The organism is Agrobacterium sp. YIC 4121, from assembly GCF_002008205.1.
Taxonomy (GTDB): domain Bacteria; phylum Pseudomonadota; class Alphaproteobacteria; order Rhizobiales; family Rhizobiaceae; genus Agrobacterium; species Agrobacterium leguminum.
Genome location: NZ_MRDI01000022.1, coordinates 70,843 through 94,444, shown reverse-complemented (window position 1 = coordinate 94,444; position 23,602 = coordinate 70,843). Strand labels below are relative to the sequence as shown.

The 23,602-nt window shown below is 60.6% G+C and carries 24 protein-coding genes; 11 read left to right on the top strand and 13 right to left on the bottom strand.

The genetic code is table 11. From position 1 onward, the window contains the following. Window positions 1–86 precede the first annotated feature (86 nt). Together BTE54_RS19380 and BTE54_RS19375 are read left to right on the top strand one after the other, a co-directional pair. Window positions 87–1,640: a glycoside hydrolase family 28 protein gene (locus BTE54_RS19380; RefSeq protein WP_078053624.1), complete on the top strand. Its 1,554-nt coding sequence runs from the start codon at window positions 87–89 to the stop codon at window positions 1,638–1,640. 8 nt (window positions 1,641–1,648) lie between these two features. Then, window positions 1,649–2,773, top strand: coding sequence for a glycoside hydrolase family 88 protein (locus BTE54_RS19375; protein WP_078053623.1), 1,125 nt, complete (start codon window positions 1,649–1,651; stop codon window positions 2,771–2,773). Window positions 2,774–2,775: 2 nt separating this feature from the next. Here the strand turns inward: BTE54_RS19375 and BTE54_RS19370 are convergent, their stop codons facing one another. Together BTE54_RS19370 and BTE54_RS19365 are read right to left on the bottom strand one after the other, a co-directional pair. Continuing rightward, window positions 2,776–4,038: an ATP-binding protein gene (locus BTE54_RS19370; protein ID WP_078053622.1), complete on the bottom strand. Its 1,263-nt coding sequence runs from the start codon at window positions 4,036–4,038 to the stop codon at window positions 2,776–2,778. After that, window positions 4,035–4,766 carry a response regulator transcription factor gene (locus tag BTE54_RS19365; RefSeq protein WP_003522672.1) on the bottom strand — a complete coding sequence of 244 codons (732 nt, stop codon included), beginning with the start codon at window positions 4,764–4,766 and terminating at the stop codon, window positions 4,035–4,037. The genes BTE54_RS19370 and BTE54_RS19365 overlap by 4 nt, the downstream gene beginning before the upstream one ends. 202 nt (window positions 4,767–4,968) lie before the next feature. Between BTE54_RS19365 and BTE54_RS19360 the strand changes: the two genes are divergently transcribed. From BTE54_RS19360 to BTE54_RS19345, 4 genes are all read left to right on the top strand, one after another. Next, a complete protein-coding gene (locus BTE54_RS19360; protein WP_078053621.1) occupies window positions 4,969–5,625 on the top strand; it encodes a hypothetical protein in 657 nt (218 codons plus the stop codon). A 127-nt stretch (window positions 5,626–5,752) separates the two neighbouring features. Continuing rightward, the gene (locus BTE54_RS19355; protein ID WP_078053620.1) at window positions 5,753–6,049 is read left to right on the top strand and encodes a hypothetical protein; all 297 of its coding nucleotides are present in this window, start codon (window positions 5,753–5,755) and stop codon (window positions 6,047–6,049) included. 22 nt (window positions 6,050–6,071) lie between these two features. Beyond that, window positions 6,072–7,295 (top strand): efflux RND transporter periplasmic adaptor subunit, encoded by a 1,224-nt coding sequence (locus BTE54_RS19350; protein WP_078053619.1) that lies wholly within the window; start codon window positions 6,072–6,074, stop codon window positions 7,293–7,295. A gap of 3 nt (window positions 7,296–7,298) precedes the next feature. Next, entirely contained in the window at window positions 7,299–9,257 is a 1,959-nt protein-coding gene (locus BTE54_RS19345) for a MacB family efflux pump subunit (protein ID WP_078053618.1), read from the top strand. Between the two features lie 13 nt (window positions 9,258–9,270). Here BTE54_RS19345 and BTE54_RS19340 read toward each other — a convergent pair whose 3' ends face one another. Beyond that, window positions 9,271–9,507: an acyl carrier protein gene (locus BTE54_RS19340; RefSeq protein WP_003520197.1), complete on the bottom strand. Its 237-nt coding sequence runs from the start codon at window positions 9,505–9,507 to the stop codon at window positions 9,271–9,273. Window positions 9,508–9,818: 311 nt separating this feature from the next. Here BTE54_RS19340 and BTE54_RS19335 point away from each other — a divergent pair, with 311 nt between their 5' ends. Beyond that, window positions 9,819–10,916 carry an acyltransferase gene (locus tag BTE54_RS19335; RefSeq protein ID WP_078053617.1) on the top strand — a complete coding sequence of 366 codons (1,098 nt, stop codon included), beginning with the start codon at window positions 9,819–9,821 and terminating at the stop codon, window positions 10,914–10,916. Window positions 10,917–11,266: 350 nt separating this feature from the next. On the opposite strand, the gene BTE54_RS19325 is transcribed toward BTE54_RS19335, so the two are convergent. The 10 genes from BTE54_RS19325 to BTE54_RS19285 form a co-directional block, all read right to left on the bottom strand. After that, a complete protein-coding gene (locus BTE54_RS19325; protein ID WP_078053615.1) occupies window positions 11,267–11,554 on the bottom strand; it encodes a hypothetical protein in 288 nt (95 codons plus the stop codon). Between the two features lie 548 nt (window positions 11,555–12,102). Beyond that, window positions 12,103–12,240, bottom strand: coding sequence for a hypothetical protein (locus BTE54_RS25155; RefSeq protein ID WP_162856819.1), 138 nt, complete (start codon window positions 12,238–12,240; stop codon window positions 12,103–12,105). A gap of 96 nt (window positions 12,241–12,336) precedes the next feature. Then, the gene (locus BTE54_RS19320) at window positions 12,337–12,552 is read right to left on the bottom strand and encodes a hypothetical protein (RefSeq protein ID WP_078053614.1); all 216 of its coding nucleotides are present in this window, start codon (window positions 12,550–12,552) and stop codon (window positions 12,337–12,339) included. A gap of 252 nt (window positions 12,553–12,804) precedes the next feature. Next, the gene (locus BTE54_RS19310) at window positions 12,805–13,014 is read right to left on the bottom strand and encodes a cold-shock protein (RefSeq protein ID WP_003508146.1); all 210 of its coding nucleotides are present in this window, start codon (window positions 13,012–13,014) and stop codon (window positions 12,805–12,807) included. 281 nt (window positions 13,015–13,295) lie between these two features. Beyond that, window positions 13,296–13,466: a hypothetical protein gene (locus tag BTE54_RS25150; RefSeq protein ID WP_198939194.1), complete on the bottom strand. Its 171-nt coding sequence runs from the start codon at window positions 13,464–13,466 to the stop codon at window positions 13,296–13,298. Window positions 13,467–13,799: 333 nt separating this feature from the next. Then, on the bottom strand, window positions 13,800–15,035 hold the full coding sequence (locus BTE54_RS19305; protein ID WP_078053613.1) for a Gfo/Idh/MocA family oxidoreductase: 1,236 nt from the start codon (window positions 15,033–15,035) through the stop codon (window positions 13,800–13,802). 18 nt (window positions 15,036–15,053) lie between these two features. Beyond that, the gene (locus BTE54_RS19300; protein ID WP_078053612.1) at window positions 15,054–15,875 is read right to left on the bottom strand and encodes a sugar phosphate isomerase/epimerase family protein; all 822 of its coding nucleotides are present in this window, start codon (window positions 15,873–15,875) and stop codon (window positions 15,054–15,056) included. A gap of 24 nt (window positions 15,876–15,899) precedes the next feature. Continuing rightward, a complete protein-coding gene (locus BTE54_RS19295) occupies window positions 15,900–17,063 on the bottom strand; it encodes a dihydrodipicolinate synthase family protein (protein WP_078053648.1) in 1,164 nt (387 codons plus the stop codon). Window positions 17,064–17,073: 10 nt separating this feature from the next. Beyond that, window positions 17,074–18,216 (bottom strand): Gfo/Idh/MocA family oxidoreductase, encoded by a 1,143-nt coding sequence (locus BTE54_RS19290; protein WP_065656148.1) that lies wholly within the window; start codon window positions 18,214–18,216, stop codon window positions 17,074–17,076. A 245-nt stretch (window positions 18,217–18,461) separates the two neighbouring features. Then, window positions 18,462–19,172 carry a TetR/AcrR family transcriptional regulator gene (locus BTE54_RS19285; protein WP_078053611.1) on the bottom strand — a complete coding sequence of 237 codons (711 nt, stop codon included), beginning with the start codon at window positions 19,170–19,172 and terminating at the stop codon, window positions 18,462–18,464. Window positions 19,173–19,289: 117 nt separating this feature from the next. Between BTE54_RS19285 and BTE54_RS19280 the strand changes: the two genes are divergently transcribed. The 4 genes from BTE54_RS19280 (at window position 19,290) to ugpC (ending at window position 23,570) form a co-directional block, all read left to right on the top strand. Continuing rightward, entirely contained in the window at window positions 19,290–20,579 is a 1,290-nt protein-coding gene (locus BTE54_RS19280; RefSeq protein ID WP_059757133.1) for an ABC transporter substrate-binding protein, read from the top strand. 6 nt (window positions 20,580–20,585) lie between these two features. Continuing rightward, on the top strand, window positions 20,586–21,539 hold the full coding sequence (locus tag BTE54_RS19275) for a sugar ABC transporter permease (protein WP_185740859.1): 954 nt from the start codon (window positions 20,586–20,588) through the stop codon (window positions 21,537–21,539). Then, window positions 21,532–22,407, top strand: coding sequence for a carbohydrate ABC transporter permease (locus tag BTE54_RS19270; protein WP_020809242.1), 876 nt, complete (start codon window positions 21,532–21,534; stop codon window positions 22,405–22,407). The genes BTE54_RS19275 and BTE54_RS19270 overlap by 8 nt, the downstream gene beginning before the upstream one ends. Before the next feature lie 86 nt (window positions 22,408–22,493). Then, complete coding sequence (gene ugpC / locus BTE54_RS19265) at window positions 22,494–23,570, top strand: sn-glycerol-3-phosphate ABC transporter ATP-binding protein UgpC (protein ID WP_078053609.1); 1,077 nt, start codon at window positions 22,494–22,496, stop codon at window positions 23,568–23,570. The last annotated feature ends 32 nt before the right edge of the window (window positions 23,571–23,602 follow it).

Here is a 23,602-nt window from a genome sequence, read left to right as displayed (position 1 = left end):
GGCAGGCTCCCTATCCGGCTGCCGGATGATGTGAGGCATGTCCGCCAAGGGTTTGGCCGGACAGGCACCAAAGACGAGAAAAGAGCATGAACGAACCCCTTATCATCGCGTCTTCGGCGCGAACGGCAGCGCTTTGCCTTGCCGTGCCCGGCGCTCGCTATTTCCTTCCGTCCAAAACGGCATGGCGTTTGACGTCGGCGGATGGCGCCGAAAGGAGAGGCGAAACCGCGACCGTGGTGACGCCGTTGCATGATCTCTCCCCGGATACGCGCTATGTTTTCGAAGCGGAGGGGTTCGGGCGGCTGGAGTTCAGAACCGCCCCCTGTGCCGGGCTTGTCGAGGCTGCGGAATTTTCCCTCATGCCGGATGTTGCGCTCGATGATGAGACACGTGCGCGCGCCAATGCGCAAGCACTGGAAAGGGCGGTGGCTGCGGTACCGCACGGCGGCACATTGCGTCTCGGGGCCGGTCTCTGGACAGCCTTTCCCGTACGCCTGAAAAGCAACATGACCTTCCACCTTGCTGAAGGAGCCGTGCTGCGCGCGCCCTCCACCCGCAGGGGCTGGCCGATCCTGCCTGCCCGCGATGAGGCAGGCCGTATGCTCGGAAGCTGGGAAGGCTTGCCGGATGCCTGTTTTGCCGCGCCGGTTCATGCCATCGCGGCAGACAATCTCGTCATCGAGGGCAGGGGCGTTCTCGATGGTTCGGGCGATAGCGGCGACTGGTGGAGCTGGCCGAAAGAAACTCGCGACGGCGCGCGCCGGCCGCGTGGCCTGCATCTCGTTTCCTGCCGGAACACAAACCTGCTCGGTTTCACCATCCAAAACGCCGCCTCCTGGACGATCCATCCGCAGGGCTGCGAAGGCTTGATCGCCGCCGGCCTCAGCATCGTCGCACCGCATGACAGCCCGAACACCGATGGTTTCAACCCCGAAAGCTGCCGCAACGTTACGATATCAGGCGTGCGCTTTTCCGTCGGCGACGATTGCATCGCGGTGAAGGCGGGAAAGCGCGGCCCCGATGGCGAGGACGATCATCTCGCGGAAACGCGCGGCATTCGGGTGCGCCATTGCCTGATGCAGCGCGGCCATGGCGGGCTGGTGATCGGTTCGGAAATGTCCGGCGGTGTGCATGACGTGGCGGTCGAGGATTGCGACATGGTCGGCACGGATCGCGGCCTGCGCCTCAAGACACGGCGCGGGCGGGGCGGAACAGTCAGCAACATCGCCATGCGCCGGGTGCTGCTGGATGGCGTGCACACCGCGCTTTCCGCCAATGCCCATTACCATTGCGACGCCGATGGACATGACGACTGGGTGCAGTCGCGAAAGCCTGCGCCGGTCGATGGCGGCACGCCCTTTATCGACGGTATTACCGTGGAGGATGTCGAAATCCGCAATCTCTCCCATGCGGCCGGTGCTTTTATCGGCCTTGCCGAAGCGCCCATCCGCAACATCGCCATCCGCAATCTCACCATTGTCTCGCGTGATCCTTCGGCCACCGCAACGCCGCCGATAATGGCCGACCGGGTGCGCCCCATGCGCCATGAGGCGATTGTTTTCGAGCAGGCGCATATAGTCAGCGATAATCCCGCCCTGTTGAGCGATGCTTCCGTTTCCATTGTGTCAGATTTCGATTGAGAAAACCGATGAAAGCCACTGAATATTTTGATCAATTCTCCAGTCGCTATAAACATTACAAGGGCGGAAGCTGGTGTTATGAGGATGGGTGCGTCTATCGTGGCCTGCAGCAGCTGTTCGACGCGACCGGGGAGGCGCGCTGGAACGAGCATCTGCATCGTCTCGCTGATGCGCAGATAGCGCCAGACGGCACGCTCGCCGGGTACGATCCGCAGGAATATAATATCGACCATATTCTCGCCGGCCGTATCCTCTTTCCCCTTGCGGCGGAAACGGGCGATCCGCGTTACCTCGCTGCGGCGGAGCATCTGGCGGGGCAACTGCGCAGCCATCCGCGCATCGCATCCGGGAATTACTGGCACAAGAAGCGTTATCCACATCAGGTCTGGCTGGACGGGCTTTATATGGGGCTTCCGTTCCAGATCGAATATGCGCAGGCGACGGGCCGGGCGGAACTGATCGACGATGCGCTGCGGCAGTTTTCAGCGGCACTCGCGGCGACCGAGGATAGCGGTGGGCTCTATGCCCATGGTTACGACCACAGCCGCAGCCAGCGCTGGGCCGATCCTCAAAGCGGCAAGTCTCCAGCCATATGGGCGCGCGCGGTCGGCTGGCTGGCCATGGCGCTGGTGGACGCGCTGGCCATCCTGCCGGAAGACGGCGCGACGGCGGCGCTTCGCAACAAGACGCAGTCGCTTCTGACCGGCATCATCGCACGGCAGACCGAGACAGGGCTCTGGATGCAGGTTCTCGACAATCCGGGCCTTGCGGGCAATTACGAGGAAACATCCGCCTCAGCCATGTTTGCCTATGCCTTGCTGCATGCAGTGCGGCTGAAGCTCGTGCAGGGCGAAGAGACGAATGCCGCCCTTTCGGCGGGTGGTCGCGCGCTTGAGGCGCTTCTTGAAACCCGGCTGAAAGCCGATGAAGAGGGCGTGACGCGCCTCACCGGCATCGTTCATGTCGCGGGCCTTGGCGGCTTTGAGGGCAATTATCGCGATGGAACGCCCGAGTATTATCTGACCGAGCCGGTGGTGTCCGACGATGCCAAGGGCGTCGGGCCGCTGATGATGGCCTATGCCGAAAGCCTGCTTCTGGCCAAGCCGCAGGCGCAGGCTGTTTCAGCGGCGTGACGTCACGACGCCCTTGTGAAGATCACGGTCTGGACCAGGCCCTGTTTCTTGTGGTTGGCGATGGTGATCGTGCCGCCGAAGCGCTCGATGATTTCCCTGGCGATGGCAAGACCAAGACCCACGCCGGGGATTGATTTGCGCCGCGCGAGGTCCACCCGGAAGAAGGGCTCGAAAACCCGCCCGATCAGTTCCTGCGGAATGCCAGGGCCTTCATCCCTGATCGTCACGACGATTTCGCTCTCGTCTCCGGTCAGATCGATATGCGCCTTCTTGCCATGGGTGACGGCGTTCAGGATGAGGTTGCGCAGGGCTCTTTTCAGCGCCAGCGGTGCCGCCTTGATGGTCATGGCGGCTTCCGGCTCGATGAAGTCGAGCGCGCCCGCATGACCAAGATCGGAAACATCACTGACTATCTCGCTGAGAAGCGTGCCGATGTCGATCGTCTTGACGCTGTCCTGGCTGACCTCTTCCCGCACCAGAAGAATGGCGCTGTCGGCGATGGCGTCCAGCTCCTCCAGGTCCGCCAGCCATTTGGCCCGTTCCTCGTCGTTTTCGATGAATTCCGCCCTCAGCCGCATGCGGGTCATCGGGGTTCTGAGATCGTGGCCGGCGGCGGCGACGAGGCGCATGCGGCTTTCCATCGCCGCCTTCAGGCGGGTGGCGAGTTCGTTCAGCGCCCGCGCGGTGGCGCGGATTTCGCCCGGTCCGGTTTCCGGCAGGTGCGGCAGCGAACCGTCAGGCCCGATGCTGGCGGCGGCATTTTCCAGCATGTCGAGCGGGCGGGTGATCTTGCTGGCGGCAAAGATCGAAACGGCGGCACTGCCGAGGATGATCAGCCCGATCCACATGCCGAAAATCTTCCAGCCGCCCGGCGGCGGACCCATATGCGGAATTTCCGCGACCAGCCAGCCGCCTTTTTCCAGCGCGATAGCCGCCACGGGCGCAGGATTTCCCGGTGAGCGGATGACCATCGCGGTGCGCGGCTCTCCGACGCGGGCCAGCGCCTTTTCCAGAAATTCCGAAAGCATGCCGTCGAGATCGCCTTCCGGCGGCTTCTGTTCTATCTGGAAATAGCCGGGCTGCTGCAGGGAAGGATCGCGCTCGGCCATAGTCACGGCAAAGGCGAGGCTGCGGGCGAGCGGCTCGATGGTGGCGTCGGGCGGCGGCGGCTGCAACGTCCGGTCCGCTACAAAAGTCGCAAGTGCGATGACCGCGATGATGGAGACGATCATCAGCGCCGTGATGCGGTTTTTAAGCGAGCTCATCGCTGCACCGGCAGGGTTTTGACCTGAACCGTCATCTGGTAACCGCCATTGCGCACGGTCTTGAATATCGGCGTTTGAGTGTCGGCGTCCAGCTTCTTGCGCAAGCGGCTCATCAGCACGTCGATGGAGCGGTCGAACGGGCCGCGATCCTTGCCCTGCGTGAGATCGAGAAGCTGATCGCGGGAGAGCAGCCGACCGGGCCTGTCGAGAAAGACTTTCAGCAGATCGAATTCCGCTCCCGTCAAATCTATCTTTTCACCGCTGGCGCGGATGACGGAGCGCTGCTCGGGATCGGCGGTGAAATCCGCAAAACCATAGGCGGCGGATGAGGGGCGAGGGGCTTCCTGCGGCGTGGCGCGGCGCAGCACGGCCTTGATGCGCGCCGTGAGTTCGCGCGGATTGAAGGGTTTGCCGAGATAGTCGTCGGCGCCGATTTCCAGCCCGACGATCCGGTCGACATCTTCCTTCAGCGCAGTCAGGAGAATGACCGGCGTGCGCGGCCGGCGACCCTGCAGATCGCGGCAGATATCGAGGCCGGAGCCATCGGGCAGCATCACGTCGAGCACGATGAGATCGGGATCGGAGCTGGCGATCTTTTCCTCGAACTCACGCCTGTCGGCGGCCATCGACACGCGAAACCCCTGCGAGCCGAGATATTTCGCGAGCAATGTGCGTATTTCCGGATCGTCATCGACGATCAATATATGTGTCACCGAAACTGTCGTCATATCGTCCAACCTTTTGATGCCACTATACATAAGCGTTGAAAAGAAACGGCGGATTTTTGCAACGAAAGCTTTCCGGCGCCGTTCTGGCAACATTCGGTTACAAATAGGCGGTTTGCGGAAGCAGCCCGGAAACATTCGGACCAAAGCCGGAAACGCGATGCTCCTATCGTCCTTTCATGTTGGAAAACGGAAGGAAGGTAAGATGAGAAACTCGCTACTGGCCGCCGCCATCGCGACAGCAACTATTGGCGTTTCCGCCGCCGCGCAGGCAGCGGAAGAGAATGCGCCCGCACCCCAGGCGACCGAACAGGCTGCGCCGCCGCCCGCCAATCTCGATCTCGGCCCGGACATCGGCCCTGACATCGGCCCAGATCGGGGTCCGGATGAAAGGCCGCTGCCGCCGCATATGCGCAGAATGCCCGGCCCGGATGTTCTAGGGCTGGCGACGAAGCTTTCGGCGGCTGAAATCTATCTCGGCGTCACGCCGGAACAGCTCGGTCCATGGCGCGCCTATACCGCGGCGCTGATCGATCTCGTTTCCCCCGGTCCAGAGCGCAATCCGCCGCCGTCGGTGCCGGGTGAAGGCAAGGCCAGGCCCGAGCCGCGTCTTGCGGGAGAGGAGCTGGCAGGCATCATCGCGCAGAAGGCGGAAAAGGCCAAAGCCCTGCAGGACGCCATTGCGGCGCTGAAACCGAAGCTTTCGCCGCAGCAGGTGCTGAAGCTTGCCGAGCTTGAGCGTGCACTGATGCCGCCTCCGCCTCCGCCTCCCGGCCCGCGTCATGGCCCCGCAGACCGCGGCGGCTTTGCTCCCCCGCATGGCGATATGAGGCCGCCGGTTCCCGAGGCGGAACGGGGCTGAGGCAACTATTCGAAGTTTCCTCCTTTAATCTGCCCCCCAGTAAAGGAGGAAATCAGCCGGCGACGGCTGGAGCCGGGGGATCGCACGCCTGCGATCCCCCGCGTGATTTTCAAGCAGGAAGACGATGATGAGATACTTCTATCTGGTGCTGGCAACGGCTTTTGGTTTGAGCTTTGCCTGGTCGGTGGCCGTGGCAAAGGACAAGCCCGTGCAACAGCCGGCGGCCAAATCCCGGCAGGATGAACAACGGCGTCAGCTCGCCTGTGCGAAGGATCAGCGCGAAAAGATGGATTCGAGACGTCTTCGCAGCACCTGCCGCAAGGCCGCGGCGCGAAAATCCGCCTCTGCCTATGAATGGATCGAAGCGGAGAGGGGTTTCATCCTCGTAAAACACGACATGACGCCGGTTTCTTCCTTCGAGTGAACCAGCTGGACAGGACATCAATATGAAAACGGCACGCAAGGCAGGCGCATTGCTGGCGGTTGTCGCTCTCGCCGTGGGCGGCTACTGGTTGTCCTCGCAATATACGCGGGCGGCCACACCCGGCTATATCACCGCGCCGGTGACGCGCGGCGATATAGAGCAGACGGTGCTGGCGACGGGAACGCTGAAACCCGTTCGCCTTGTCGCCGTCGGCGCGCAGGCCTCGGGCCGCATCACCGCCGTCAAGGTGGCGCTCGGCGATACCGTCAAGGCAGGCGATCTGATCGCCGAAATCGATTCCGTTACCCAGACGAACAGCCTGCGCACGGCGCAGGCGGCTCTGGCGAACGTGAAGGCGCAGCGGGTGGAGAAACAGGCGACGCTTCTTCTCAACCGCCAGAGCCTTGCCCGTCAGCAGGAGATGGTGTCAAAGAACGCGGCCTCCCGCGCCGATTTCGAAAGCGCCACCGCAGCCCTTGCCGTCACCGAGGCGCAGATCGAGGCCATCGACGCCCAGATCGAGGAAGCGCAGGTCGCGGTGGAAACGGCCGAGGCCAATCTTGGCTATACCAAAATCACCGCGCCCATCGAAGGCACTGTTCTGTCGATCGTCAGTCAGGAAGGGCAGACCGTCAATGCCACCCAATCCGCGCCAACCATCGTCATCCTCGGCCAGCTCGACCGGATGACGGTGCGCACCGAAATTTCCGAGGCGGATGTAACGCGGGTCAGGCCGGACCTGCCGGTCTATTTCACGGTGCTGGGCGAGCCGCAGCAGCGTTACGACGCGACGCTCGCCTCGATAGAGCCGGCGCCGGAATCGGTGCGCAGCGATTCCAGCTTCAGTTCCTCGACCTCTTCATCCTCCAGCTCGTCCTCTTCCAGCACGTCGTCATCCGAGGCGATCTATTATAATGGCGTGTTCGAAGTGCCGAACCCGGACGGCAAGCTGCGCACCTACATGACGGCGGAGGTCCATATCGTTCTCGGCGAAGCGAAGGACGTGCTGACCGTCCCCTCGGCAGCCCTTGGCAGCATGGACAGCGACGGCAGCTATGTCGTGCGCGTGGCCGGCGCCGATGGCAGGGTTTCCGAGCGCAAGGTCGAAATCGGGCTCAACAACAAGGTCACGGCGGAAGTGCGTTCCGGCCTTGCCGAAAACGAGCGCGTGGTGACCGGCGAGCGTTCCACCGACACCACCGCAAACGCCATGCCGGGGCCGGGCGGCCCGCCGATGGGACTTTGAACCATGGCTGAACCTTTGATTTCGCTTAAATCCGTGCGGCGGGATTATCCCTCCGGCGAAGGCACGATCAGCGTGCTGAAGAACATCGACCTCACCATCGAGGCCGGTGAGATGGTGGCGATCGTCGGCGCGTCCGGGTCGGGCAAGTCGACGCTGATGAATATTCTCGGCTGCCTCGACCGCCCGACATCGGGTAGCTACAGCATCAGGGGCCGGGAAACGAGCAATCTCGATGCCGACGCGCTTTCGGCGCTCAGGCGTGAAAATCTCGGCTTTATCTTCCAGCGCTACCATCTGCTGGCCGAGCTGACGGCGCTTGGCAATGTTGAAATTCCGGCGATCTATGCCGGCAAGACGCAGGGCGACCGCAGGCACAATGCCGCAAGGCTGCTTGGCCGCCTCGGCATGGCGGAACGCCTCGATCACCGTCCCGGCCAGCTTTCCGGTGGCCAGCAGCAGCGCGTTTCCATCGCCCGCGCCCTGATGAACGGTGCCGAGATCATTCTTGCCGACGAACCGACCGGCGCGCTCGATAGCGCCAGCGGCGACGAGGTGTTGCGCATCCTCGGCGAGCTGCATGCTGAAGGCCGCACCGTCATCATCGTCACCCACGATATGTCGATTGCCAGACGCGCCGGGCGGATCATCGAAATCAGCGACGGAACGATCATTTCCGACCGCAGGACGGATGCGACGACCGTACCGCAGGTCGATGCCAAACCCGCTGCCGTTTCCGCCGGGTCTTCCGGTCTTGCGGGTCTCGTTTCGTCTCTGCGCGAGGCGTTGCGCATGGCGCTTCTGTCGATGCGGGCGCACAAGCTGCGCACCTTTCTCACCATGCTCGGCATCATCATCGGCATCGCCTCGGTCATCAGCGTCGTGGCGCTGGGGCAGGGGTCGCAGCAGCGGGTGCTGCAGAACATATCGAGCCTCGGCACCAACACGCTGGAAATCTTCGCCGGCAAGGATTTCGGCGACATAAGGTCGGGCAAGATCACCACGCTCGTCGTTTCCGATGCCGAAGCGCTTGCCAGGCAATCCTATGTCGCGGCGGTGACGCCGACGGTCTCGACCTCCAGCACGGTGCGTTTCGGCGCGAAGGAGGCGAATGCGCTGGTGAACGGCGTCAGCGAGCGCTATTTCGTCGCCAAGGGCACCAAGCTGTCGCAGGGCCGCTTTTTCGATGGCGGAAGCGTGGCGCAGAAGGCGCAGGACGTGGTGATCGACGAAAATACCCGCAAATCGCTGTTTGCGGATTTCGACGGCAGCCCTGTCGGCCAGGTCATTCTCATCGGCAAGGTGCCGGCCCGCATCGTCGGTGTCACGCAGGCGCAGCAGGGCGGTTTCGGCTCAAGCCAGAACCTGTCGCTTTACCTGCCCTATACCGCCGTCCAGTCGCGCTTTCTCGGCAGCCTGTCGCTGCGCAGCATCACGGTGCAGGTGGCCGACGATGTCGATGCCTCAATCGCCGAGCAGGCGGTGACGACGCTTCTGACCCAGCGGCACGGCACACGGGATTTCTATATTCTCAATACCGACGATATCCGCCAGACCATCACCAGCACCACGCAGACGCTGACCCTTCTGATTGCGGCGATTGCGGTGATTTCGCTGCTGGTCGGCGGCATCGGGGTGATGAACATCATGCTCGTTTCCGTGTCTGAACGCGTATCGGAAATCGGCGTGCGCATGGCGGTGGGCGCGCGCCGCACCGATATTCTGCGGCAGTTCCTCATCGAGGCGGTGCTGGTCTGCATCATCGGCGGTACGCTGGGCGTGCTGGGCAGCCTCGGCTTCGGCGCGCTTTTCTCCGCCTTCAGCAGCAATTTCGCCATGGTCTATTCCACGGCGTCGATCATCGCCGCCTTCGTCTGCTCGACGCTGATCGGCGTTGTCTTCGGTTATCTGCCGGCGCGCAACGCGTCGAAGCTCGATCCCGTCGCGGCTTTGTCTGCGGGGTAAATCCCCTTGCCGGTCACGCCTTGTTTTTTTCGACGAAGCGGATGGCGTCGCCAACGGTCAGGATCGTGCTTGCGGCGGAATCTGGAATTTCCACCCCGAATTCCTCTTCGATTTCCATGACGATCTGAACGGTCTCGAGCGAATCCGCACCGAGATCGTCAGCAAAACTGGCCTCATCCACGATGGTGGCAGGGTCTGCGCCAAGCTGGTCCACGATGATTTTTCTGATACGTTCTGCAATGGTGGACATGGTGAGACTCCGCGAAAGTTGCCTGCCGCCGAACGCCGCTCCATCTGAATTTGCGCCGAAGATATCCAAGCGAAATCAAGCTGAATTTCGAAAGGACAGGGCACAGAGTCAAAGGCTCGGAAGATCGATGACATCCGGACGTAGCACGCCTTTCGCAGCCGCGAAAGAGTGTCGATCACCCGTTAGTATTCCATAATAATATGGGATGTTCGCCACGTTAAACAGTTTGTGACTGGCAGCGGTGAACCGCAACGCGGTAAAGCTCGTTGCCTGTGAACCTCAAATCCGTCAGCCACACCGAGCCTCATGCCATGGTCCAGTCGTCCCCGGAACGCTTTATATTGCTCGATGGCATAAGGGGCGTGGCCGCCCTTTTCATCGTCCACCGCCATGCCGAGGATCTGTTCGGGAAAAGCACGGCTTCGAGCTATCTCGCCGTGGATCTGTTCTTTGCGCTCAGCGGTTTCGTGCTCGCGCATGCCTATAGCCGGAAACTGGCCGAAGGGGCGATCACGCCAGGCTTTTTCATGAAGGCGCGCTTCGCACGTCTTTACCCTCTTTATGGGCTGGCGCTGGCCCTGATGGCCGCCTATTTCATCTGTCTCTACGTGCTGGGCCTGCCGACGCCGATCGACGATCTGCATCGTCTTATCGATCCCGGCGAGCTTGCTTTCGCCTTGGTAACGGGGCTGCTCTTTTTGCCGGCGCCCTTCACGCTCACTCTGAACGGCGCGCTGTTTCTCGTCAGCCCGGCATGGTCGCTTTTCAACGAGCTGGTGGTGAATGCGTTTTACGCCCGCTTCGGTGTCCGGGCCACGACGAAACAGACCGCCGCGGTGCTCATTGTCAGCGCCCTTGTGCTGGTGGTGGCTGCTGCCGAGTTCGGCCGTCTGCATGCCGGTTTTCGCTGGCATGAAATGTATGCCGGCATGGGGCGGGTGTTCTTCTCGTTTTTTGCCGGCGTGCTGATTTACCGTTTCCGCAATCGCGTACCGCAGTTGAGACCTTTTCAGGCGGCGCTTTGCCTTCTGCTGGTCTGTTTCATTCTGGCCGTGCCGATGTCGCGCGAGCTTCGGCCGTTCTTCGATCTTGCGGTTGTCCTCGTCGTCTGGCCGCTGCTGCTGTTCGTCGCCAGCAAGACGGTTCCGGGGCGCGGTGTGGGAGTGGTCTCGGTCTTTCTCGGCACGGCGTCCTATGCGGTCTATGTGCTGCATATTCCGCTTCTGGCCTGGACGGAGCTTCTGATACCCGCAGTACACCGGGAAAACCTGGCTTTGCCGGTCGGAATTGTTTTCCTCATCGCCACGACGTGCCTGTCATGGTGGCTGACGGTCCATTACGATCAGCCCGTTCAGAAATGGCTGAAGAACCGGTTGAGAAAGCCGAGTGAAATCCGCCAGCCGGTATGACCCTGCCTCGCGGCTGAAAACCTCAATAATGGGCGAAAATCGGGGCAGTCAGCACGAAAGCTGCGACGAGGCTGATGATCGTCAGTTTCGCCGCTCGCATGCGGCGCATTTTGCGGCCGCTCCAGTCATACGTCATACTCACCTCCACGCAGACGCAAAACTTACCGGCATGGGAAACAACCGAAGCTTTGCGCGGACCGGTCATGGTCCTGCAACGCACAGGGTGCACATTCCATACCCAAGCTTCCCGGGACGCGCCTGATCACGCGCGGGACGCTCAATTTCAGTGTTGCCTGATATACGGCTTTTGCCAAGCCGTTATTTTCATCGGTGATTTTGAAGGAAGCCCATCACCGGTAAAGAGGCGGCAGGCCCTGAATGGCGTAACGCGGCAGCGGTTTCCACGGTTTGACGCGTTCATGTTTGTGAACGCCGAACAGGAACAGCATTTCCTCCGAAATATCGGCAGGGTCGGTCAAGCCATCCTGAAAGAGCTCGATCACCTTGCGGGCGGCATTGTTGTAGAGAATGACTTCGTCATCCATGGTGTGGCTGTCATAACCGAGACCTTCCAGCACTGACTGCAGCATTTTCAGGTCCTGCGATGTGATGATGCAATTTTCATATGCGGAAGACATGACGTCCTCCTTTCCTGTGGGGGGTCAAAAAAGCTGGAGCGTCGCGTCGCCACCCATAAGTGGCGCGAGGACGCTTCAACGCCTCGAAACGCGCACAGCGTCAGGTAAACCGTCTCCGGCCCGTACCGTCATGCATGTCGCGTGGCTTGGAGATCGTTCCCCTGGTCAACAGGCGGGACAGGGCAAAGATTGCAAGAGGCCTTACGGCGGCAACGCCCTTTAATTACCGATAGGGAAGGGTGCGCCCTTTGAGGAGAATAGGCAAGTTAATTCTGTCTCGTAGAATGGGCAATTTAGCACGCGCTCCCGCAGGCAACAAAAAAGGCCGGGGCAATAATGCACCGACCTTCCTCATATCGCTCTCAACACCTGTGCCAGTACATCCGTGGTCAAAAGTCTGAAGCGACTAAAACAACTGCGAACGTCGATTTCATTCGCGCTCACCAGCAGTTGCCATGAGAGCTGTTTAAATGGGCAATGTGGCCAAAACAAGTCCGGCATGGATGGCTATGCTTTTATTCGCCGTGACTTGTCGGCCCGCTTGGCGCCTATTTCTTTTTGCTATCCGCTGTCGTGGCGTTTGCGAATTTGACCTGCGAACCGGTGGGCGGCGCGGCAGGTGCTTTCGTCTTGTCCTTCTTCGGTTTGCGGATTTCCTTGTTGCTGCGCAATTGACCCTTGGCCATGGTGTACTCCTCCTGTTGGATTGATGCGGCCTCGAGCGGCTATGAGACAATCCGTTCAAGGCCCGTTCGAGCGGGCGATGCTGGAAATCCGGCCAGTCAGTTCTTGCCGGATCGTTTTTTTGCGGAAACCGGCACGTCGGCGATAATCGTCGCTTCCTGTGCTTCGCGAAGCTGGCGAAGGCGTTCCGTTTTGCGGGCGCGCTGGTCGGCCTCGGCGTTTATGATCTGCTTTGCGGCGTTATCCGTCAATGACGCCCTGTCCTGTGCGGATAGTTTGCCGGGTTTGAAAAAAGCTTCCTTTGACGCGGCCATGGCATTCTCCTTTATGGAAGAGCGGTATCGGAAGGCTGTCGGGGGCGGGTAACCTTTTTGGGGGCAGGCAGCAGCCCTTCGCGCTGAATTTTCTTCTTTGCCCTCTTGCGGCGGTGGCGCACGGCTTAGGCTTCTTCGCGGACGCGTTTTTTCCCTGGCCCAAAAACAAAAGGCCGGGCTTTGACCCGACCTCTCACAATCATTCTAACCTGCAGCCAGTACATCCGTGGTCTGCGGGTTAAATGATGAATATCAAGCTGCCTGAAGGTTATCAGCCGAGCTTTTGCCGGACCGACGGTCCTGGACGATCTCGTAGCTGATCTTCTGGCCGTCGTTCAGCGAACGCATGCCAGCGCGCTCAACAGCGGAGATGTGAACGAAAACGTCCGTGCCGCCATTGTCAGGCTGAATGAAGCCGAAGCCCTTGGTGGCGTTGAACCACTTTACAGTACCAGTGTTCATAACGATTTCCTTTCGTAGAATCGTTGTGGTTCCCGCGATACCTTGCGGGATAAGATCGATTATTTGAGAGGAAATCCGACGGGGAACAGTCTGTTCCAGAACGACGTCACAAGCAATGGTCGATGAAGAAAATATAGGCGCAATTTTTGATTTTGCAATGGGCATTGAAGGAAAAAGCACCGGCGACCGACCGATCATTGGCTAAGTATCTGGTTCACGGTGCTATTTCCCGGTGACCCAATCGTGCGCCCGGTCTGGCGCGGCCTTTGGTTTCGCGCGCATCAACCTCCACCGGGAGACACGTCCTTCGCACGGTCATCCGGCAGGCTGCCTGCCCCCGGCGTCTTGTCATAGTCGGTGAGGGACGGTTTGGCGTGCGGGCCGGCGGGAGGAATGTCGTTCGGGCTGGAAGGCCCTTTGTCGACTGTTTTCGGCTTCGTTTTCTTCGTCATGTCGCGTCCTCGTTTAAGGGGAAACGCAGGGGAAAAGGCGCGGGTTCCGTTTCCACGCCGCGCGGGCGCGCTTTTCCGCCGTCAGCGGCGGGAACGCGGCTTTTTCTCTTCCCGGTTCATATCTCGCCCCACCCATTTGAAAAATACGACGAGGCTGAGGCCGATGATAATGAGCGGAACGAAGGATTCAAAACTGGACATGACTCACTCTTTCTTCCCCCGGCGACCATTTTACCGGCATGGAAGAAGCGCGTAATCTGTGGAATATCGTCCGTTCTTTTTTGGCAATTGCCATCTGCGGCCCAGTTGTCGATGGGCCGCAGACGAAGGCGGTTAAACCGGCAGCGATTTCACCGCTGCCGTGCCGCCTTCACGGGCGCTTTTCAGCGCCGCCACCCCTGTCAGGACGGACATGGCGCCGGCGCGCGAACCCGCCCGCTGCCGCAGCCGGTCGTTGGAGCCGGGCTTGAAGATCATGTCGCGCATGCGGTTGTCGCCGCCATAATGGCCGCCCGGCTCATGCGGCACCCAGATATGTTCCACACCGCCGCCGAAACTTTTCACCAGCAGGATTTCATCGGCCGGCGGTTCCGTCCAGGGCTGCTTTTCATACTGGCGCATCTCGATGCGGCCCTTATGGCCGTTGAAGGCGATGTGGTGGCCCTCGATCGGCATATAGGTGTTGAGCGAATAGGAGACCTGCACGCCGCTGGCATAACGGATGGAGGCGCTCATCGTATCGGGAATGTCGATCTCCTCGCGGAAGACGCAGGCATCGCGCACATAACCGTCCACCGTCGAAGGGTCTTCATAAAGCGCATCGAGAAAAGGATCGGCGCCGAGATCCATGAAATAATCGCACTCGTTCTTGTGCGGACAGGTGCGACAGCGCGTTCCGCGGAACGGACCGTTCTTGCCATAATGCAGCAATTGCCCGAAGCCCTTCACCTCCACGGGATCGGAATCGAGATACCAGTTCAAGAGATCGAAATGGTGGGTGGCCTTGTGCACGAACAGGCTGCCGGAATGCTCGGTGAAGGCGTGCCAGCGGCGGAAATAATCTGCGCCGTGCTGGTTATCCAGATACCAATGGAAATCGACCGAGGTGACGGTGCCGATGGCGCCTTCGTCGATCAGCTCCTTGATGCGGGCAGCGGTGGGAGAGAAACGGTAATTGAAGGAGACGTCGACACGGCGGCCGCTTTTGGCCTCCGCCGCGCGAATACGGTTGATCTTTTCCGGGGTGGTGGTCATGGGTTTTTCGCTGATGACATCGGCCCCGCCTTCCAGCGCCCGGATGATGATGTCGTCATGCGTGTCATCAGGTGTGCAGACGATCACCAGTTCGGGTCGCTGCTCCTCCATCATCCGGTCGAAATCGTCGTAGAGCGGCGCGTTCGATCCCATCATGGCGCGGGCGCGTTCGGCGCGCATCAGGTTCAGGTCGCAAATGCCGACCAGTTCGACATAGTCGCTCCAGCCGGCCAGCAATTCGCGGCCCCACATGGTGGTGCCGCGATTGCCGGTGCCGACCAGTGCATAGCGTTTGCGTTTCACCTTTTCAGGCATCGTCTCTCTCCCGGATAATCAACAAACAGTCTTGAAACGCTCGACCACGGTGGCGAGGACCTCGTCCATCGGGCGCGCCTGCCAGCGATGTGAAAAGATTTCCACTTCCTGCGGGCCGTGGAAGCCCGCAGCCTCGATCATGGCGCGAAATGCCTTGAGGTCAATCACGCCGTCGCCCATCATGCCGCGATCGTTGAGCGGATCGGTGGTCGGCACCAGCCAGTCGCAGATATGGTGGGCGAGAATTTGCCCGTTTCTGCCCGCACGCGCCACCTGTTCCTCCAGTTCCGGATCCCACCAGACATGGTAGACATCGATGGCGACGCCGGTGCCGGCACCCAGCCTATCGCAGAGATCGAGCGATTGTTTCAACGTGTTGAAGCAGGCGCGGTCGGCGGCATAAAAGGGATGCAGCGGCTCGATGGCGAGCGGCACGCCGGCGGCCCGGGCATAGGGAAGAAGCTCGGCCATGCCGTCCTCCACCATCTGCCGTGCACCTTTCAGATCGCGCGAACCGGCGGGAAGGCCGCCCACGACCAGCACAAGGCAGTCTGCCTTCATGGCGGCTGCCTCATCGACGGCGCGTTTATTGTCCTCGATGGCGAGGCGGCGGCCTTCCGCATTGGGCGCAGGGAAGAAGCCGCCCCGGCAATGGCCGCTGAGTCGCAGCCCGTTCTGCTCGACAATGCGGGCGGCTTCCGTAAGGCCAACGCCATGCACCTGCTCGCGCCAGGGCGAGATGGCGGTTATGCCATGCGCGAGGCAGGCATCGACGATCGCGCCGAAGTCTCCGCCCTGACGCACGGTGGCGAAATTGATGGAAAGGCCTTCAAGGCTCATCTCGGTATCTCCCCTTGTTTTGCTTCACCCGATGCCACGGACGGCCAGAAACGCCTTCATGCGCTGCGTCGCCAGATCCGGCTCGGCGAGCACATTGGCCCTGTCCGCCAGCCGGAAAAGCTCAGCGAAATGATGCGTGGAGCGGGTGCTTTCCTGCCCGCCGACCATGGTGAAGTGGTCCTGCAACCCGTTGAGATAGGCGAGGAACACCACGCCGGTCTTATAGAAGCGGGTCGGGGCCTTGAAGATGTGGCGCGACAGCGCCACCGTCGGCTCCAGTATATCGAAGAACTCGTTGTCCGCCCCGCGCTTCAGGCAGGCCAGCGCTTTCGAAGCCGCAGGCGCTATGGCGTCGAAAATGCCGAGCAGGGCATCCGAATGGCCCTTCTCGTCACCGGCGATCAGTTCGGCATAGTTGAAATCGTCACCGGTATACATGCGCACGCCTGATGGCAGGCGGCGGCGCATGACGATTTCCTTTTCCTTGGAGAGAAGCGAAATCTTGATGCCGTCGATCCTGTCGGCATTCTCTTCGATCATGGCAAGGCAGGTTTCCATGGCCTGCATGTGGTCACCGGAACCCCAATAACCCTCAAGCGCGGGATCGAACATCTCACCCAGCCAGTGGATCACCACTTTCTGATCGGCATGGGAGAGAACCCGCGCATAAGCCTTGAGATAATCATCTGGTGAACGGGCGGCAGCGGCCAGCGCGCGGCTCGCCATCAGGATTACGCGTCCGCCTTCTCCCTGAACAAAATCAAGCTGTTCCAGGTAAGAGTCGACAATCTGGTTCAGGCCGTAACCGCCGCCGTTCAGATGATCGGTGCCGACGCCGCAGGCAATCAGCGCATCCTTGCGGCTGGCCGCCTCCTTCAGCGAACGGGAAATCAGTTCCTGCGCCTGCGGCCATGCCAGCCCCATGCCGCGCTGCGCCGTATCCATCGCCTCAGCGACGCCGAGGCCGAGATCCCACAGGCGGTGACGGAAACGTAAAGTGGCGTCCCAGTCGATGGCGGGCGTCAGCCATGGGTCGTTATCGGCAAGGGGATCGGCCACCACATGGGCGGCCGCGAAGGCGACGCGGTTGAAATCCGCAGCACTGCGTTTTTCAACCGCAACCGGCGTACCGGATAATTTGTAAACCTCGATGCTGCGGTCGTCCTTCGGAAGCTTGAGTTCGCTCACCATCGCCTCCTTACGAAATAGCGGGAACGTCGAGCCAGCGGCGTTCCTTCCAGGATTTCAGTCCAAGCTCGGCAAGCTGTACGCCCTTCACGCCTTCCATGAGGCCATAGGGCCATGGGTCATTGTCCACCAGATGGCGCACGAACATTTCCCACTGCGCCTTGAAGCCGTTGTCATAAACGACATTGTCGGGCACTTCCTGCCAGGTCTTGTAGAAATCGATGGTCTGCGGCTGGTCGGGGTTCCATACCGGCTTCGGTGTGTTGGTGCGATGCTGGGTGAAGCATTTGGTCAGGCCCGCCACCGCCGAACCATGGGTGCCATCCACCTGGAAGGTGACGAGATCGTCGCGGCGTACCCGCACCGCCCATGAGGAGTTGATATGAGCAATGACGCCGCCTTCCAGCTCGAAGGTGGCATAAGCGGCGTCGTCCGCATCCGCCTTATAGGCTTTGCCCTGCTCGTCGAAACGTTCCGGAATATGGGTCGCGCCGAGGCAGCTGACGGATTTCACCGGGCCGAACAGATTGTCGAGTACATAACGCCAGTGGCACAGCATATCGAGAATGATGCCGCCGCCATCCTTCAGGCGGTAATTCCACGAAGGGCGCTGCGCCGGCTGCCAGTCGCCTTCGAAAACCCAGTAACCGAACTCGCCGCGCACCGAGAGGATTTTGCCGAAAAAGCCGCTGTCGCGCAGCATCGCCAGCTTGCGAAGGCCGGGCAGGAACAGCTTGTCCTGCACCACGCCGTGTTTGATGCCGGCGCTTTCGGCGAGCCGCGCAATCGCCAGCGCCTCTTCCATCGTGTCGGAAATCGGCTTTTCGCAATAAACGTTCTTGCCGGCCTTGATGGCTTTCTCCAGCAGGCTGCCGCGCATCTGCGTCGTGCCGGCATCGAAGAACAGCGTATCGTCGGGGTTCGCCAGCGCCGCATCGATATCGGTCGTCCAGCGCGCGACATTATGCTTTTTCGCGATTTCCTCGATCTTTGCGCCGTTGCGGCCGACCAGAATGGGGTCGAGCATGACCCTTTCGCCGTTCTTCAACAGCACGCCGCCCTGATCGCGAATGGCGAGAACGGAGCGCACGAGATGCTGGTTGTAACCCATGCGGCCGGTGATGCCGTGCATGATGACGCCGATACGTTTCATGAATTTCCTCCCAAGGCGGCCTCTTCCCGAAAGCCGCTTCCGTCAAACATGGAAATTTGTAACCATTTGGTTATTTGTGGTCGTGAAGGATGCGATCTGTCAAGGTGTTTTTGACAGGAAAAATTCATTGTCTGACGACGGTTGCGTTTTTGTGTTTCCACCGCGCCGCAAAAGAAAACGACGCGCTTCGCGGATGCGAATGGCGCGTCGTCGCTGTTGTTAAAGAGGAATTCGGTTCGGCCGGCTCAGACCGGCCGCACTGCAGCAAGCAGGGTGTCGACGATATGCTGGCCCCAGCGTTCGAGTTCGGCGGGGTCTGTCAGGTCGCGCTGGAAGATGGTCGACAGCGTGAACCGGTTCGAAAGATAAAAAGCGCCGAGCGAAGCGATGGTCAGATAGACGTCGATCGGATCGAGGCCGTCACGGAATTCGCCCGCGTTGCTGCCGCGCCGCAGAACGTCTTCCAGCTCTGAAATGAAATTCGAATGCATCGCCGTAATCGTCGGGGATTGCCTGAGATAGCGGGCTTTATTGAGGTTTTCCGTGGCGAGGATGCTGAGGAATTCGGGGTGGTCGAGGAAGTAGTGCCAGGTGAAAAGCGCAAGCTCGCGCAAGCCCTCCGAAGGGGCCTTGCGGGCTAGGTCAAGCCGTCTCTCGGTGTGGCGGATATGGCGGTAGGCGTCTTCCAGAACGGCGAGATAAAGCGCATCCTTGTCGCCAAAATAATGGTAGATCATCCGCTTGTTGGTGCCGGCGCGGCGGGCGACGACATCGATTCGAGCCCCCGCCAGCCCCTTGGCGGCCACCTCGCGGCGGGCGGCTTCGAGAATGGCGGCGCGCGTTCTTTCCGGGTTTCGCACCTGTGTCGTCGCGCGTTTGCGCTTGGGTGACGGCGTTTTCTCCATGGCCGCATCGGGGGTCGGATCGGACGGCTGGTTTTTTGTCGTTTCTTCCATTTCAGCACCCGCTTGACAATGTTTGCGATCAGTGTTCCCATGTAACCAATTAGTTATAAAACGGCAAGTGTCGTTTACGTTCATCATCAATTGGCAGTCAATAGGGAGGAGTTGCCAATGCCCGTGATGCTTCAGAGGAGAGGTGTGCTTTCAGCGGGGCTTGCGGCCCTGTCGCTTGCAACACTGGGAGGTGGTTCAGCGCAGGCCCAGGCCGCGCGCCTTCGCATGTTGTGGTGGGGGTCGCAGGAGCGCGCCGACCGCACCAACAAGGCGATAGCAGCCTATAAGCAGGTCAAGCCGGATCTCGATATTGCCGGTGAATTCGCAGGCTGGAGTGATTATTGGCCGCGTCTTGCCACGCAGGTTGCGGGCCGCAATGCGCCCGACCTGATTCAGATGGATTATCGTTACATCTTCGAATATGGCCGTCGCGGCGCGCTGGCGCCGCTGGACGATTACATCGGCAAGAGCCTGAAGATCGAGGATTTCGGCAAGATGAACATCGATTCCGGCCGGGTCGATGGCAAGCTTTACGGCATCAATCTCGGCGTCAATTCCAGCGCCGTCTTCTTCGACAAGGCGGCCTGGGAAAAATCCGGTGCGACGCCGCCGGCGATCGGCCAGACCTGGGAGGAGTTTGCCGAAAACGCCGCCAAGCTCAGCAAGAACAAGCCGAAGCCTGGCTATTACGCCACGGCCGATGCCAGCGGCGTGGAGCCGAGCTTCGAAAACTGGCTGCGCCAGAACGGCAAGTCGCTTTACACGCAGGATGGCGGCATCGGCTTCGATCCTGCCGATGCGACCAAGTGGTTCACTTTGTGGGCGGATCTGCGTAAGAGCGGCGCCTGTGTGCCGGCCGATGTGCAGGCGCTCGACCAGCTCAACATCGAAACGAACCCTTTGACGACGGGCAAGGCGGCAACGGCATTCGCCCATTCCAACCAATTCGTCGGTTATCAGAAGCTCAACAAGTCCAAGCTTGCCATAAGCTCCTATCCGAAGAGCACCAAGGATGGCCCTTCCGGCCATTATCTGAAACCCTCCATGCTCATCAGCGTCGCCAATGGCAGCGCCGGCATCGAGCAGGCCGTCGGTTTCATCAACTTCCTTGTGGCTGAACCGCAGGGCATCGATATTCTCGGCGTCGAGCGCGGCGTTCCGGCTTCGGAATCCATGCGTAGCCAGTTGAGCAGCAAGCTCGACGAGGTCAGCAAGACGATGGTGGACTATATTGCCGAGATTACCCCCGGCGTCGGCGATCTGCCGCCGGCGCCGCCTCCGGGCGCGGGCGAATTCGCCTTCGTCCTCAAACGCACGGCGGAGGAAATCGGCTTCGGCAAGATCACGCCGGAAGAGGGCGGTGACCGCCTCGTCAAGGAATCCGAAACCGTTATCAAACGGAAGTGATGGTTTATGGCCTTTCGATCTGAAACTCTTGTGGGGGAGAGCCGTGGCGCGGCTCTCCCGAAGCGGGGCGGCGTGAAGCGGATTTTCGACCGCAACATTCACGCCTACCTGTTTCTGCTGCCCTGGCTGATAGGCTTTTTCGGCCTCACCCTCGGTCCCGCGCTTGCGTCGCTTTACCTGTCTTTCACGAATTACGACCTGTTGCAGTCGCCGGACTGGGTGGGGGCGGCGAACTATGTGCGCATCGCCACGGCTGACCCGAAATTCGCTGCGGCCATGCAGGTCACCTTCACCTATGTGCTGCTGTCGGTGCCGCTGAAGCTGATCTTCGCGCTGCTCGTTGCGCTCGCCTTCAACCGCGGCATCAAGGGGCTGACGCTTTATCGTGCGATCTTCTACCTGCCGTCGCTGCTCGGTTCGAGCGTCGCGATTGCCGTGCTCTGGCGCCAGCTTTTCGCCTCTGACGGTCTCGTCAATATGGTCCTCTGGCAGGCCTTCGGTTACGAAGGGCCGAGCTGGATTTCCAATCCGGATTATTCGATCTACACGCTGGTCATCCTGTCCGTCTGGCAGTTCGGTTCGCCGATGATCATTTTCCTCGCGGGTCTGAGACAAATCCCGCAGGACATGTATGAGGCCGCCGAAATCGACGGCGCGAGCAAGGTGCGGCAATTCTTCCGCATTACCCTGCCGCTGTTGACGCCGGTGATCTTCTTCAACGCCGTGATCCAGACCATCGATGCCTTCAAGGCCTTCACACCGGCCTTCATCATTTCCGAAGGCACCGGCGGTCCGATCAACTCGACGCTGTTCTACACGCTTTATCTCTACCAGGAAGCCTTCGGTTTCTTCCGCATGGGTTATGCCTCGGCGCTTGCCTGGATTTTGGTGATCATCATCTCGCTGTTCACGGCCTTCTCGTTCCTCAGCGCGAAATACTGGGTGCACTACGATGACTGATGCTGTTACCGCCCCCCGGCCGGGCCAGGGCCCGCAACGTTCGCCGCTGAAATCGGTGATGCTCCACACGGCGCTGATCATCGCGTCCTTCGCGATGCTCTATCCGATCCTGTGGATGATCTCGGGTTCCTTCCGGCCGCAGGACGAGCTGTTCGGCTCTTCCTCGCTCATTCCCTCGGCGGTGGATGTCGGCGGATATATTCGCGGCTGGACCGGGCTGCAGGTGAGCTTCGGGCAGTTCTTCTGGAACTCCTTCTTCATCTCGGTGCTCGCCACCATAGGCAACGTGGTCGGCTGCTCGCTCGCCGCCTTCGCTTTTGCCCGGCTTCGCTTCGGAGGGCGCAATTTCTGGTTCGCGCTGATGCTCGGCACGCTCATGCTCCCCTATCACGTCGTGCTCATTCCCCAATATATCCTGTTTCTAGAAATGGGCTGGGTGAACACCTCGCTGCCGCTGATCGTGCCGAAGTACCTCGCGACGGACGCCTTCTTCATCTTCCTGATGGTGCAGTTCTTTCGCGGTATCCCGCGTGAATTGGACGAGGCGGCTGTTATGGATGGCTGCTCGCCCTTCCGCATTTACTGGAAGATCATGCTGCCCCTGTCGCTGCCGGTGCTCGCAACGGCTGCTATCTTTTCCTTCATCTGGACATGGGACGATTTCTTCGGTCCGCTGATCTATCTGAACGACATCAACACCTACACCGTGCAGCTCGGCCTCAGATCCTTCGTGGATTCCACCGGCAGCTCGGACTGGACCTCGCTTTTCGCCATGTCCAACCTGTCGCTGGTGCCGGTCTTCCTGTTCTTCCTGTTCTTCCAACGGCTGCTGATCGAAGGCATCGCCACCACCGGAATGAAACGCTGAACAGAACCCGCATCGGGAACGCATTTTAAGACAATCAACACTGTCGCTGCCGCCCCGCATGCGGCGCGACAGTCGGGAGAAACAGCATGGCAAGCAGCATTACGCTCGAAAAAATCGTCAAGCGGTTCGGCGCTTTTCCGGTCGTTCACGGCATCGATCTCAAGATCGAACCGGGCGAGTTCACCGTTTTCGTCGGCCCCTCGGGCTGTGGCAAATCCACGCTTCTGCGCATGATTGCAGGGCTTGAGGAAATCTCCGAAGGCGATCTGCGCATCGATGGCGAAAGGGTCAATGAAACCGCCGCCTCCAAGCGCGGCATCGCCATGGTCTTCCAGTCCTATGCGCTTTATCCGCATATGAGCGTCTATAAAAACCTTGCCTTCGGTCTGGAGACGGCAGGCTACAAGAAACCGGAAGTCCAGGCGCGGGTGCAGAAGGCCGCCGATATCCTGCAGATCGGCCCGCTGTTGCAGCGCAAGCCGAAGGCACTTTCGGGCGGCCAGCGCCAGCGTGTCGCCATCGGACGCGCCATCGTGCGCGAGCCGAAAATCTTCCTGTTCGACGAACCGCTCTCCAACCTCGATGCGGAACTGCGCGTGCAGATGCGCGTCGAAATTGCCAAGCTGCACCAGACGCTCGGCAGCACCATGATCTATGTGACGCACGACCAGGTGGAAGCGATGACCATGGCCGACAAGATCGTCGTGCTGCGCGACGGCCGCATCATGCAGGTCGGCCGCCCGCTCGATCTCTACAACAACCCGGCCAACCAGTTCGTGGCCGGTTTCATCGGCTCGCCGAAGATGAACTTCCTCTCCGCCAAGGTGGTTTCGGGCGACAGTTCCAACCGCACCATCGAGGTGGCCGGCCAGCGCATCGTGCTGGAAAAACCGGTCGCCGCGCAACAGGGCGAACCGCTCACCTTCGGCGTGCGCCCGGAACATGTGAACCCGCAGGCGCAATCCGCCTCCCTTGGTGAGGCCTCCATCCAGCTCGTCGAACATCTCGGCGGCTCAACGGTGGTCTACACCGCGACCCCCGACGGCCAGCCCGCCACCGTGCTGCTGGACGGCCAGCGCCATATCCGCATCGGCGAGACCATTCCCTTTGCGTTCGATCTTTCGAAGACGCATCTCTTCGGGGCGGATGGGCGGCGGATATGAGAACGAGTGGGTGGGCTGTCTCACCATAGGGC

What these genes read in the sequence shown, in the direction of transcription:
- BTE54_RS19285 (WP_078053611.1), bottom strand. Translation starts at nt 19,172, where the DNA reads ATGGAAGAAACGACAAAAAACCAGCCGTCCGATCCGACCCCCGATGCG.
- BTE54_RS19305 (WP_078053613.1), bottom strand. Translation starts at nt 15,035, where the DNA reads ATGCCTGAAAAGGTGAAACGCAAACGCTATGCACTGGTCGGCACCGGC.
- BTE54_RS19320 (WP_078053614.1), bottom strand. Translation starts at nt 12,552, where the DNA reads ATGGCCGCGTCAAAGGAAGCTTTTTTCAAACCCGGCAAACTATCCGCA.
- BTE54_RS19340 (WP_003520197.1), bottom strand. Translation starts at nt 9,507, where the DNA reads ATGTCCACCATTGCAGAACGTATCAGAAAAATCATCGTGGACCAGCTT.
- BTE54_RS25150 (WP_198939194.1), bottom strand. Translation starts at nt 13,466, where the DNA reads ATGACGAAGAAAACGAAGCCGAAAACAGTCGACAAAGGGCCTTCCAGC.
- BTE54_RS19360 (WP_078053621.1), top strand. Translation starts at nt 4,969, where the DNA reads ATGAGAAACTCGCTACTGGCCGCCGCCATCGCGACAGCAACTATTGGC.
- BTE54_RS19370 (WP_078053622.1), bottom strand. Translation starts at nt 4,038, where the DNA reads ATGAGCTCGCTTAAAAACCGCATCACGGCGCTGATGATCGTCTCCATC.
- BTE54_RS19300 (WP_078053612.1), bottom strand. Translation starts at nt 15,875, where the DNA reads ATGAGCCTTGAAGGCCTTTCCATCAATTTCGCCACCGTGCGTCAGGGC.
- ugpC (WP_078053609.1), top strand. Translation starts at nt 22,494, where the DNA reads ATGGCAAGCAGCATTACGCTCGAAAAAATCGTCAAGCGGTTCGGCGCT.
- BTE54_RS19310 (WP_003508146.1), bottom strand. Translation starts at nt 13,014, where the DNA reads ATGAACACTGGTACTGTAAAGTGGTTCAACGCCACCAAGGGCTTCGGC.
- BTE54_RS19275 (WP_185740859.1), top strand. Translation starts at nt 20,586, where the DNA reads ATGGCCTTTCGATCTGAAACTCTTGTGGGGGAGAGCCGTGGCGCGGCT.
- BTE54_RS19325 (WP_078053615.1), bottom strand. Translation starts at nt 11,554, where the DNA reads ATGTCTTCCGCATATGAAAATTGCATCATCACATCGCAGGACCTGAAA.
- BTE54_RS19345 (WP_078053618.1), top strand. Translation starts at nt 7,299, where the DNA reads ATGGCTGAACCTTTGATTTCGCTTAAATCCGTGCGGCGGGATTATCCC.
- BTE54_RS19355 (WP_078053620.1), top strand. Translation starts at nt 5,753, where the DNA reads ATGAGATACTTCTATCTGGTGCTGGCAACGGCTTTTGGTTTGAGCTTT.
- BTE54_RS19365 (WP_003522672.1), bottom strand. Translation starts at nt 4,766, where the DNA reads ATGACGACAGTTTCGGTGACACATATATTGATCGTCGATGACGATCCG.
- BTE54_RS25155 (WP_162856819.1), bottom strand. Translation starts at nt 12,240, where the DNA reads ATGGCCAAGGGTCAATTGCGCAGCAACAAGGAAATCCGCAAACCGAAG.
- BTE54_RS19270 (WP_020809242.1), top strand. Translation starts at nt 21,532, where the DNA reads ATGACTGATGCTGTTACCGCCCCCCGGCCGGGCCAGGGCCCGCAACGT.
- BTE54_RS19280 (WP_059757133.1), top strand. Translation starts at nt 19,290, where the DNA reads ATGCCCGTGATGCTTCAGAGGAGAGGTGTGCTTTCAGCGGGGCTTGCG.
- BTE54_RS19335 (WP_078053617.1), top strand. Translation starts at nt 9,819, where the DNA reads ATGGTCCAGTCGTCCCCGGAACGCTTTATATTGCTCGATGGCATAAGG.
- BTE54_RS19375 (WP_078053623.1), top strand. Translation starts at nt 1,649, where the DNA reads ATGAAAGCCACTGAATATTTTGATCAATTCTCCAGTCGCTATAAACAT.
- BTE54_RS19350 (WP_078053619.1), top strand. Translation starts at nt 6,072, where the DNA reads ATGAAAACGGCACGCAAGGCAGGCGCATTGCTGGCGGTTGTCGCTCTC.
- BTE54_RS19380 (WP_078053624.1), top strand. Translation starts at nt 87, where the DNA reads ATGAACGAACCCCTTATCATCGCGTCTTCGGCGCGAACGGCAGCGCTT.
- BTE54_RS19290 (WP_065656148.1), bottom strand. Translation starts at nt 18,216, where the DNA reads ATGAAACGTATCGGCGTCATCATGCACGGCATCACCGGCCGCATGGGT.